Genomic DNA, 11,288 nt, shown 5'->3' on the forward strand with positions numbered 1-11,288 from the left:
TGCGTGGCACGACGACGCGACACCGACCTCGTCTCCTTCGACGTCTCCTACGGCGCCGGGCTCGAGGACGGGTTCGACGCGTCCGGCGGCGCCGGGGACGTCCCCGGCGGGCCCGAGCGGGGTCCGTCCTGGCGGGACCGGTGGCGTGCGGCCTCCCCGCGGCGGCGACGGAGGATCGTCGGCTCGGCCGGTGCCGCACTCGTCGTGGCGGTCGGCGGGGTGAGTGTCGCCGGGGCGGTGCAGGCGCACGTCGACGCCGAGCGGCTGCGGGAGTCCCCGGGCGGGGTCGTCTCGCTCGACGGTGACCTGACCGAGGTCTGGAGCACCGGCGGAGGCGTGGCCGCGGTGCTGGCCGGGGGCGGGCTCGTCGGGATCGACGGCACCGAGGCGGTCGCGCGCGCCGTGGCCGACGGGGCCGAGCTGTGGCGGGTCGAGCTCGGCGAGGCGCCGGAGTGCGGCCCGTCGCCACGGCTCGGCAGCAGCGTCGAGTGGACCCTGACCGCCGACGTCGTCACGTGCCTGCACGGTCCGGACGGCGAGCGCACGGCGACCGTCCTCCACGCCGACGGGGCCGTCGTCGGTCAGCGGGACCTGGACCCCGAGCGCTACGGCGCGGACGTCGAGGTGGTGCCCGCCGCCGACGGCGCGCTGGCCGTGGCCGCGCTCGAGACGCCCGCGTGGGTGGGCCGGGAGTTCGACTCCCAGCAGGCCGCGGACGAGGCGCTCGCCCGGTCGCGCGACAGCATGGTCGAGGCGGCGGTGCACGTCGAGGACGCCCTCACCGGCGACGTGCGGTCCGAGCTCGACCTGGACGACGGCGGCCTGACCTGGTCCGACTGCGCCGGGGTCGCGATGTCCGGCGAACCCGGTGAGCCCGAGCGCGCCTGGATCCTGTTCGACGGATCGACCCGGCCCACGGCCACGCCGGCCGTCGTGGGTTACCGGCTCTGCGGAACGGCCGGTGCCGTGACGGCCGCCGGGACGGCGCTCGACCTCAAAGACGCCATCTACGTCGGGTTCGACAGCCTCGGGACCGGCGGCGACGTCTCCCCGTTCCCCGGCGGAGGGATCGTGGTGCCCCGTGGCGGTGCCGGGTCGGCCGTGGTGGCCGAGGACGGGTCCGAACGGCTCGCCGACCTGACGCGGCGGGTGCTGGTGCCGAGCGCGCAGGTCGGCGACCCCGAGCCCGAGCCCGAGGCGCTGGCGGTGCCCGACGGCCGCTACGGGCTCGTCGGTGTCGACGGCATCGAGGTCCGGTGGGAGCGGGAGCTGCCGGGCGACGTCCAGGTCCTGGCCCGGACCGACGGCACGAGCGTCCTGTCCGTGACGGACTACGGGAACGACGGGTCGGGGCTCGGGGCGCTCGTCGGTCTCGACGACGCCGACGGCACCGAGCGGTGGCGGGTCGAGCTGGGCGAGCCGGACGGCGATGACGGCGCGCCGTACTGGGTCCAGGTCACCTCGGCCGTCACCGACGGCGGACGGATCACCGCCGCGGTGACCGCCGCGACGGGCACCACCTGGGAGGCCTATCTGCTCACCGTCGACCTGGCCACGGGCGACGAGCGCCGTCAAGACCTCGGCACCGAGGTGTTCCCGCTCCTCTCCGCGGTGGACGGTCACCTGCTGCTGCACGAGCTGGACCCGTACGGCGATCCTGTGGGCGACGGGATCGCCGTCGAGACGGTGAGGGTGCTCGAACCGCGCTAGCGTCGGAGGGTGGGGCGCCGACGCCGCCCCGAGGGGGCGTTCACGTTCGACCTGGTTCCCGACGACGGGACCCAGGCCGGTGACCGACCTGCGGCGTCGCCCGTCGATGCGGGGCCCGCCGCCGACCTTCCCGCGGATGTCCCGCCGTCGGACCGCGACCGCGAGCCGGGACCGGTGCGCCGGACGTGGCAGCGGTTCTCGCGTCGCACCCGCCTGGCCGCCCTGGTGACCGTGGCCGCGGTGGCCGGCGTGGTCCTCGTCGTCGACGGGATGCTCGACCAGGGCCGGCACGAGGAGCTGCGGACCGCGGCGGGCGGCGTCGTCGACCTGTCCGCACCGCCGGCCGAGGCCTGGCGCGTGGGGGACGCCGGGGACGCGCCGCCGCAGGAGGTCTCGCTCGCGGCCGTGACCGACGGGGTGGCCATGGTGCAGCGCGAGGACGAGCTGCGCGGCGTCGACCTGGTCACCGGCCAGGAACGGTGGGTGATCGACCTGCTCGACTCGCGGGCGCGCTGCGGGCCGGGGGTCACCCTGTGGTCGGACGTCGCCGAGATCACGCCGGCCTCGCGGGTGGTGTGCGTCGCGGACGGGCAGGCCGGTGCCGCGACGGCGACGGTGGTCACGGCCGACGGGACGGTGCTGGCCCGCCGTCAGCTCGAGGGTGAGCAGGACCTGGTCGCGCCCGGACCGGACGGCACGCTGCTCACCGCGTCCTGGGTGGGTGAGCCCGACGACGTGGACGTGGAGCTGCACGGCGACCCGATGACGGACCTGACGGTGATCGGTGAGATCGACGACGGCTACGACCTGCTGGTGCGGCTCAGCGACGCCGTGACCGGGGAGGAGCGCTGGGAGCGCCGGGTGGCGTTCGACGAGGTGCGCGACGAGCGCCAGTGCGTCCGGTGGACCACCGGGGGGCGGGACATGGAGCTGGCCCGCGACGGCGACGTCGACCACCTGACGAGCGGCCGGCTGCTCGCTGTCTCCGCGTGCGGGGTGCTCGCCTACTTCACGCCGTCGGGCGAGCAGCTCGACCTGAGCTCCGCGCAGGCCGCCGGCGACGACGTCGCGCGCCGCGTGCAGCCCCTGGCCGACGGCGGGTACGCCGTGTTCGCGGCGGTGTGGGGCCAGCAGGCGTGGACGTACGGCGTGCTGGACGCCGCCGGTCAGGAGCGGCTGCGGGTCGAGGGGCGGCTGCTGGACCCGTGGGCGACCGACGGCCCCGCCGACGGCGAGCTGCTGCTCGCCACCGAGGCGGGGCTGACGGCGGTGGACGCGGAGGGCGCCGAGCGGTGGACGGCCGACGTCGAGGCCGACGAGCAGCTGGCGCGCGCCGGCGGGGTGACGGTCGTGCTCGACCAGCGCGACCGCGTCCTCGGCCTCGACCGAGCCACCGGCGACGTGCTGTGGGTGCGCGAGGACCTGACGGATCTGTCGTCCGTGGAGGGTGCCACCGGACGCGGCGGCGAGGTCGAGTCGGTGTTCACCGACGGGTCCGTCGTGGCGCTGGTGGTGCCGGACTACGGCGACACGGGGGTGGTCTCGCGCTGGCTCGCGGTCGACGCGACCACCGGGGAGGACCTGTGGTCCGCCGCGGTGCCGCACGAGGGCTGGGGCGTCGACCTGGCCGTGGAGGGCCAGATCGTGCGGTGGTGGCCCCGCGGGCTCGCGGGGTTCACCACCACGTCCTGATCCGGCTCAGGCGTCGCGGTCGTCCGTGTAGGGGCCGGCTTGCGGGGCGTCCTGCTGGTCGCCTTGCGCGACGTCCTGCGGGGTCTCCGGCGCCTCGGCGAGCACGAGGTAGATCTCCCGGCGCGTGCGCTCGAGGATCTCGCGGGCCCGGGCGGCCTGCTCGGGGGTGCCGGTGCGGGCGACCTCGCGGGCCGCTCCGCCGACGGCGTGCACGGCTTCGCGCAGCTCCCGGTCGTGACCTCGGGGGCCGGACTGCGCCCAGGGAGTGCCGAGCTCGTCGCGGTGCTCGGCGACGTGGGTGCGCCCGGCGTCGGTGAGCGCGGCGAGGCGGCGGCCGCCGTCGTCGGTCACCTGCACGAGGCCCTCGGCCTCGAGCTGCCCGATCGCGGGGTAGACGGCGCCCGGGCTGGGGTGCCAGGCGCCCTCGGAACGGTCGGTGAGCTCGGTGATGATCTGGTAGCCGTGCCGCGGCTCCTCGGCGAGCAGGAGCAGGATCGCGGCGCGCATCTGACCGCGGCCGCGTCGGCTGCCCCGGGGTCCGCGCGGACCGCCGCGGCCGTCGGGTCGGCCCCGGCCTCCGCGGGGACCGGTCTCCCAGCCGGTGTCGAAGCCGCCGTGGCGGCCCCGGCCGCCGCGCGGGTGGCCGCCGCGTCGGCCGCGGGGTGCGTCGTCGAGGTCGGGGAAGGGGTGTTCGTGGGGGGTACGCATGGTCTGTCTCCTTCAGGGTTCGTGGTGCCGGGGAGCGGTCGCTCGACCCGACATGTCGAAGATACATCAACGATATATCGTTAGCAACACCCCGTCGGGATGCGGTGCCGAGCGCCCACGGCCACCTCGTGGTTGGCTGCCCGGATGACCGGTTACGACCCGCGCTTCCTCGGACCCGACGACGCGCTCGAGGTCCCCCTGCCCGTCCCCGTCGACGACGACGGCCCGCCCCGCGCGCTGCGCCGGCTCGACCACCCCCGCTTCAGCATCCTGCTCGACCCCGACCGCCGCCTCGCCGCCGCCACCGCCTGCACCGTCGACGGCGAGAACCTCCAGCGGCTGCCCCGCACCGGCAGCTGGCGGCTCGACGACCAGGCGCTGCCCGACGAGCAGGCCGGCAACGAGCTCTACCGCCACAACCCGCTCGACCGCGGACACCTCGTGCGCCGCCTCGACCCCATGTGGGGCGGCGTCGACGAGGCCCGCCAGGCCGGCGAGGCCACCTTCGTCTACACCAACGCCGCCCCCCAGATCGACGCCTTCAACCAGTCCAAGGAGCTGTGGAACGGCCTCGAGGACCACGTCCTGACGTTCGCCGACGCCCACCGCCACCGGATCGTCGTGCACACCGGGTGCGTGTTCGACCCCGCCGACCCCGTCTACCGCGGCATCGCCCTGCCGCGGCGGTTCTGGAAGGTCGCCGCCTGGGCCACGGCGGGCACCGGCCAGGGGGCCGACGACGGCGGCACACGGCCGGACGTGCTGCGTGCGGCGGCGTTCGTGCTCGACCAGACGCCGCAGCTCACCGACGCCGAGCTGTCCACCGCCACCGGTCGGGCGCTCGCGGCCGGGAACATCCCCCCGCTGGGGCCCTACCGGACCTTCGGCGTCCCCGTCGCCGACCTCGAGGTGCTGACCGGGCTCGACCTCGGGCCCCTCGTCGCGGCCGACGTGCTGGCACCCGAGCGGCGGACCGCCGTCGGCACCGGACCGGCCGCCGAGCCCGCCGAGCCGATGCGCGCCGGCGGGCCGCCGCCGTCGGGCTGGACCGAGCTCACCACCCCCGCCGAGGTAGGCCAGCTCCTCGCGAGGTAGGCCAGCTCCTCGCGAGGTAGGCCAGCTCCTCGCGAGGTAGGCGACCGCGCGTGCGCCGCCGTCGTCCCGGCATAGGTTGAGGCGCATGGACGTCATGCTCGTCGCTGTCGCCTCCGCCGTCGTCGTCGTCACGGTGACCGCGCTCGCCCCGCGGGCCGGTGTCGCCGCGCCGCTGCTGCTCGTGCTCGTCGGTGTCGCGGTCAGCTTCGTCCCCGCGGTCCCGGCGATCGACGTCGACCCCGAGCTGATCCTGGCCGGCGTGCTGCCGGCGCTGCTCTACGCCGCGGCCGCCTCCTTCCCGACGATGGACTTCCGGCGCGACCTCACCGCGATCAGCGGGATGTCGGTGCTCCTGGTGGTGTTCTCGGCCGTGCTGCTCGGGTTCGTCTTCTCCTGGGTGGTCCCGGGACTCGACGTCGCCGCGGGCATCGCGCTCGGAGCGATCGTCAGCCCCACCGACGCCGTCGCCACGTCCATCATCAAGAAGCTCGGGGCGCCGCGCCGGGTCGTCGTCGTGCTCGACGGCGAGGGCCTGCTCAACGACGCCACGTCGCTGGTGCTGCTGCGCTCCGCGGTCGCCGCCACGGCCGTCAGCGTGTCCCTGTGGTCGGTGATCGGGGACTTCCTCCTCGCGGTCGCGATCGCCGTCGTCCTCGGCGTCGTCGTCGGACGCCTCGGCCTGTGGGTCCGGACCCGGCTGAAGCACGCGGCGCTGTCGACGGCCGTGTCGTTCGTCGTGCCCTTCGCCGCCTACCTGCCGACCGAGGTGCTCGACGCCTCCGGCATCGTGGCGGCGGTCGCGGCGGGACTCGTCACCAGCACGCTCGCGCCGAAGTACCTGCGCCCCACGGACCGGGTCGCCGAGCGGATGAACTGGCAGACCGTCGAGACGCTGCTGGAGGGTGCGCTCTTCCTGGTCATGGGCCTGCAGGTGTACGGCCTGGTCGAGGACGTCCGCGCCGAGCACGGCTCGCTGTGGATCGCGTGGGGCGTCGCCACCCTCGGTGCGGTCGGCATCGTCGCGGTCCGGGCGGCGTTCGTGCTCCCGCTGCTGCAGTACCTGGCACGACGTCGTCGGCGGGGCGAGCAGATGCGCGGGATGCTCGCGACCCTGCAGGAGCGCCTGGACGCCAAGATCGCCGCGCACCGGGACGGTGACGTCGAGACGCTGTCGACGCAGGCGGCCCGCGAGGCGCTGGAACGGTCGTGGCCCGAGCAGCTCCCGGAGCGTCGCCGTGCCCACGAGCGCCGGCGGCTGGAACGCCACGCCCGCCGGTACGCCGAGATGCGCCGACGCACCCGCCCCGGCACGAGCGAGGAGCACGAGGCCGCCCGGGCCGGCGTGGTCGAGCGGATCAATCGGTTCAGCCGCCGGCTGACCCGCAAGGTCGCCGACATCGACTACCTGTCGGCGGCACCGCTCGGACCGAAGGAGGGGGTCGTGCTGGTGTGGGCCGGGATGCGCGGCGCGGTCACGCTCGCCGCCGCCCAGACGCTGCCCGCCGACTTCCCGCAGCGCTCCCTCGTGGTGCTCGTCGCCTTCGGTGTCGCCGCCGGCACGCTCCTGGTCCAGGGCGGCACCCTGCCGTGGGTGGTGCGGCGGCTCGGGCTCGCGGGGGCGACGTCGCCGCGGCGTGCGGCCGACCAGGCCGGTCTGCGCGACGTCGTGGACGGCGCCGCCCGGACCCTGCTCACCGATCCCGGCCTGCGCCGGCCCGACGGCGGCACCTACGCGCCGCGGATCGTCGACCGGGTGCGCGACGTCGTCGTGCGCGAGCAGCACGACCAGGACGAGGAGGAGGCCACCCCGGCCGAGCAGCACGAGCAGTTCTTTGAGCTCCGCCTCGCGACGATCGAGGCCCAGCGCAGCGCCCTGCTCGACGCCCGCCGGCTGGGCACCCACGACGCCGACCTGCTGAACCAGGCCCTGGAGCTGCTCGACGCCGACCAGATCGCCGTCGAGATGCGGTCGCGCGCCGACTGAACGGCGTCGAGCGTCTCTGTCTGCATCTCATCGGTGATCGACGGGGTGCAGACAGAGACGCTCGATCGACGGCCTCGTCAGGAGGTCTTGATCTCCCCGCGCTGGACGCGCCAGATGCCGACCGCGAGCGGCAGCCCGACCCAGATCGCGGCCGACGTCGCGAGCTGCGCCCAGGCGGTCCCGTCCATCGACTCACCCATGATCAGGGGCGTGGAGGACGTGTTCAGGTCCACCCACGGCCACACGTCGGCCCAGGCGGTCACCAGCATCGTGATCGCCCCGACGATCGTCGGGACGGCCAGGTAGACCACGATCGCGGCCGGGGTGCTCTGCAGGGCCAGACCGAACGCGACGCCCTGGACCATCCACAGCACGATCATCAGGGCCATGCCGGCCGTCATCGCGCCGAGCGCCCAGTCTGGCGACGCGTCGCGGAAGGTGATCACGGCGAGGTGGGCGACCGCGGCGATCCCCACCGCGACGGCGAAGAACGCCAGGCCGGAGCCGACGGCGGTCAGCACCTTGGCGCCGACGACGCGCTGCCGGCGGGGTTCCAGGGTGAACGTGGTCAGCGCCGTGCGCTGGGACCACTCGGCGGTCGTGGCCAGGATGGCGACGACCGGCAGCAGCATGGCCAGCGGCGTGGACGTGTTGGAGACGAACATCTCGAACGACACCTCGCCGTCGCCGACGAGCGCGGTGACGGTCACGACGCCGGCGGTCAGCAGGGCGATGACGACGAACAGCCAGCGCACGGCCCGGGTGTCGAGCTGCTTGCGCCACTCGAACAGGGTCAGGCGGGAGAACGGGACGGGGCGGACGTCGGCCGCGGGAGGTGCGCTCGTGCGGCTGCGGGTCCGGGTCTGGTCGACGGCGGTCATGCGGACACCTCCTCGCGGGCGTCGGCGGCGGTGAGCTCGAGGAACAGCTCCTCCAGCCCTCGGGAGTCGGCGGGGCGCAGCTCGGTCACGAGCACACCGGCGCCGACGGCGGTCCGGGCGACGGTCTCGGCGTCCGCCGCGACGGACAGCCCGCCGTGCGCACCCGCCTCGACGTCGACGCCGGCACGGCGCAGCTCGGCAGCCAGCGCGTGGTCGTCCAGCGAGCGGACCACCATGCCGGCCGCGCGCAGCAGCTCGTCCTTGGTGCCCTCCGCCACGACCCGTCCGCGACCGATCACCACGAGGCGGTCGGCGACCTGCTCGATCTCGGACAGCAGGTGGCTGGACAGCAGCACGGTGCCGCCCCGCTGCGCGAAGTCGCGCAGCAGGTCCCGCATCCAGCGGATGCCGGCGGGGTCGAGGCCGTTGGCGGGCTCGTCGAGGATCAGCACGTCCGGGTCGCCGAGCAGGGCGCTCGCGAGCCCGAGCCGCTGCCGCATCCCCAGGGAGTAGGTGCGCACGCGGCGCCCCGCCTCCGACGGTGTGAGCCCGACGAGGTCCAGGACCTCGTCGACGCGGCGCCGTTCGACACCCATGAGCAGGGCGCCGAGGGCGAGCGTCTCGCGGCCGGTGCGCCCCGCGTGCTGGGCGGAGGCGTCGAGCAGGACGCCGACGCGCCGTCCGGGGTTGGCGAGGGCCGCGTACGGCTTGCCGAGGACGCGAACTGTCCCGCTCGTGGGCGGGGTCAGGCCCGTCATCATGCGCATGGCGGTCGACTTCCCGGCGCCGTTCGGGCCGAGGAATCCGGTCACGAGACCCGGTTCGGCCGTGAACGTCACGTCGCTCACGGCCTGGACCGGCCCGTACCTCTTGGTCAGGTGCTCCACGGTGATCATGGCTCCACCCTCGCGGGCGCCGACGGGGCGGCGCATCGCCCGTGCGGAGGGTTCTGCTGGGCCGGTCGGCGGTCGGTCGTCATCCTTTCGGCGGATGCCGGGGGTGCGGGAAGCGTCCGACGGCGGATGCCCGGCGTCGTCCCCGTGCCTACGCTCACCAGGTGGTCACTCCGTCCGCCGGCACCTCCCGGCTCGCCCGCCTCTGGTCCGAGGTGTGGCGTCTCGGCGTGGCGTTCACGGCCAGCATGGTCGTGACCGGGTTCGTGGTGGTGGAGGCGGAGTCCGGGCAGCGCGCCATCGAGGACGGGCAGATCGCCGTGGACATCCTGGTGGGGCTGGGGTGCTTCGGTGTGGTGCTGCTGCGTCGGCGGTGGCCGACGACGGTGGCGCTGCTGCTCAGCGCCGCGGCGACGGTGTCGGTCTTCGCGGCCGGACCGTTGGCGCTGGCCGTGGTGTCCTTCGCGACGCACCGGCGCTGGTGGCGCATCGTCGCGGTGGGGGTCGTGTTCGTCGTGTCGGGGTGGGCGTACGGCGTGCTGTATCCGGTCGACGACGGGATGACGTGGCTGTTCGACGTGGTCGGCGGCCTGGTCCTCTACTCGTTGCTCGTGTGGATCGGCGCCTACATCGGGCTGCGGCGCGAGCACCTGGCCTCCCTGCACGAGCGGTTGGCGACGGCGGAGCGGGAGCAGGCGAGCCGGGTCGCGCAGGCGCGTGCCAACGAGCGGGCGCGGATCGCCCGCGAGATGCACGACGTGCTCGCGCATCGCATGTCGCTCGTGGCGATGCACGCCGGCGCGCTGGCCTACCGCACGGACCTGCCGCCCGAGAAGGTCGCCGAGTCCGCCGCCCTGGTGCGCGACAGCGCCCACGAGGCCCTCGGTGAGCTGCGCGAGGTGCTCGGCGTGCTGAGGGGTCTCGACGGGCCGGAGGCCGCGGGGGACGACGGCGGCACCGTGGCCGACCCGTCGGCAGGGACGGGCGGGTCGGACGGCCGGCCGGAGAAGCCGCAGCCGACCCTCGCCGACCTCGACGAGCTGGTGCGCTCGACGAACTGGTCGGGACAGGCCGCGCGGCTGATGGACCGGACCACCGAGCCGGAGCGGCTGCCGACCGCGACCTCGCGGACCGCGTACCGGATCGTGCAGGAGGCGTTGACGAACGTGCGCAAGCACGCCCCGGACCTGCCGGCGTCGGTGGTGCTGCGGGGTGCGCCGGGACAGGGCCTGTGGATCACGGTGACGAACCCGACGCCGGACGCGGGCGAACGACCCGCGACGGGCGATCCCGGAGCCGCCGTGCCTCCCGTGCCGCCGTCGGGCCTCGGGCTGCTCGGCCTGGTCGAGCGTGCCGAGCTGGCGGGCGGGACCCTCACGGCGCGTGGGACCGACGGACGCTTCGTGCTGCGAGCCTGGCTACCGTGGGCGTCATGACCGAGTCGATCTCCGTCGTCGTCGTGGACGACGACCCGCTGGTCCGGGCCGGGTTGGGACTGATCCTGGGCGGAGCGCCGGAGGTCCGCGTGGTCGGCGACGCCGCGGACGGGGACGACGCCGTCGCCCTCGTGCGCGCCGAGCGTCCCGACGTCGTGCTCATGGACATCCGCATGCCCCGCGTGGACGGCATCGAGGCCACCCGCCAGATCGTCGCCCTCGACCACGGCGGGCCGCGCGTGCTCGTGCTCACCACGTTCGACACCGACGACATGGTGCTGCAGGCGCTGCGTGCCGGGGCGGCCGGGTTCCTGCTCAAGGACACGCCCCCGGACCGGCTGGTCGCTGCCGTGCGGGCCGCTGCCGCCGGGGAGCCGACGTTCTCGCCGTCGGTGATGGCCCAGCTCGTGGCGCAGGTCTCGGGGACCGGAGGTCGGGGTGCGCCGGGTGCGGCGGGAGGCGCGGACCGGAGAGCCGCCGAGCGGCGCGTCGGGTCGCTGACCGAGCGGGAGCGCGAGGTGGCGGTGGTGCTGGCGCGCGGACTGTCCAACGCGGAGATCGCCGGCGAGCTGTACATGAGCGTGCCGACCGTGAAGACGCACGTGTCGCGCATCCTCGACAAGCTGGACGCCGCCAACCGGGTCCAGGCGGCGATCGCGATCCACGACGCCGGGCTCGCGAGGTAGGCAACTTCTCCGCGAGGTAGGCAACCCGGTCGCGAGGTAGGCAACTTCTCCGCCAGGTAGGCGGACGGACCGCGAGGTAGGCAACTTCTCCGCCAGGTAGGCGGACGGACCGCGAGAGGCTTCTATGGGTTGTCAAGGGGTCTGTGAGAGGTCGGCTCGTTTGAGGGCTCGGTAGAGGTTGCGGGCGATGTAGTTCTTCAGGC

The 11,288-nt window shown here is 74.8% G+C and carries 9 protein-coding genes; 6 read left to right on the top strand and 3 right to left on the bottom strand.

Translation table 11 applies throughout. The features are described from left to right. Positions 1-3 precede the first annotated feature (3 nt). A complete protein-coding gene (locus tag HDG68_RS15900; RefSeq protein WP_172153624.1) occupies positions 4-1,710 on the top strand; it encodes a hypothetical protein in 1,707 nt (568 codons plus the stop codon). 9 nt (positions 1,711-1,719) lie between these two features. After that, the gene (locus tag HDG68_RS17620) at positions 1,720-3,402 is read left to right on the top strand and encodes an outer membrane protein assembly factor BamB family protein (protein WP_172153625.1); all 1,683 of its coding nucleotides are present in this window, start codon (positions 1,720-1,722) and stop codon (positions 3,400-3,402) included. Positions 3,403-3,408: 6 nt separating this feature from the next. Here HDG68_RS17620 and HDG68_RS15910 read toward each other — a convergent pair whose 3' ends face one another. After that, entirely contained in the window at positions 3,409-4,110 is a 702-nt protein-coding gene (locus HDG68_RS15910; RefSeq protein WP_172153626.1) for a PadR family transcriptional regulator, read from the bottom strand. 144 nt (positions 4,111-4,254) lie between these two features. Here HDG68_RS15910 and HDG68_RS15915 point away from each other — a divergent pair, with 144 nt between their 5' ends. Together HDG68_RS15915 and HDG68_RS15920 are read left to right on the top strand one after the other, a co-directional pair. Then, positions 4,255-5,205 (top strand): DNA/RNA non-specific endonuclease, encoded by a 951-nt coding sequence (locus HDG68_RS15915; protein ID WP_172153627.1) that lies wholly within the window; start codon positions 4,255-4,257, stop codon positions 5,203-5,205. A gap of 85 nt (positions 5,206-5,290) precedes the next feature. Continuing rightward, entirely contained in the window at positions 5,291-7,189 is a 1,899-nt protein-coding gene (locus tag HDG68_RS15920; RefSeq protein WP_172153628.1) for a cation:proton antiporter, read from the top strand. 77 nt (positions 7,190-7,266) lie between these two features. Here the strand turns inward: HDG68_RS15920 and HDG68_RS15925 are convergent, their stop codons facing one another. Both HDG68_RS15925 and HDG68_RS15930 read right to left on the bottom strand, forming a co-directional pair. Continuing rightward, on the bottom strand, positions 7,267-8,070 hold the full coding sequence (locus HDG68_RS15925; protein ID WP_172153629.1) for an ABC transporter permease: 804 nt from the start codon (positions 8,068-8,070) through the stop codon (positions 7,267-7,269). Beyond that, positions 8,067-8,966, bottom strand: a complete 900-nt coding sequence (locus HDG68_RS15930) for an ABC transporter ATP-binding protein (RefSeq protein ID WP_172153630.1) — start codon at positions 8,964-8,966, stop codon at positions 8,067-8,069. Before HDG68_RS15930 ends, HDG68_RS15925 begins: the two co-directional genes overlap by 4 nt. 161 nt (positions 8,967-9,127) lie before the next feature. Here HDG68_RS15930 and HDG68_RS17240 point away from each other — a divergent pair, with 161 nt between their 5' ends. Beyond that, positions 9,128-10,399 carry a histidine kinase gene (locus HDG68_RS17240; RefSeq protein ID WP_216648540.1) on the top strand — a complete coding sequence of 424 codons (1,272 nt, stop codon included), beginning with the start codon at positions 9,128-9,130 and terminating at the stop codon, positions 10,397-10,399. Continuing rightward, on the top strand, positions 10,396-11,085 hold the full coding sequence (locus HDG68_RS15940; RefSeq protein WP_172153631.1) for a response regulator transcription factor: 690 nt from the start codon (positions 10,396-10,398) through the stop codon (positions 11,083-11,085). Before HDG68_RS17240 ends, HDG68_RS15940 begins: the two co-directional genes overlap by 4 nt. Positions 11,086-11,288: the final 203 nt, after the last annotated feature.

The sequence above is a fragment of the Isoptericola chiayiensis genome, from assembly GCF_013149805.1.
Classification (GTDB): domain Bacteria; phylum Actinomycetota; class Actinomycetes; order Actinomycetales; family Cellulomonadaceae; genus Isoptericola; species Isoptericola chiayiensis.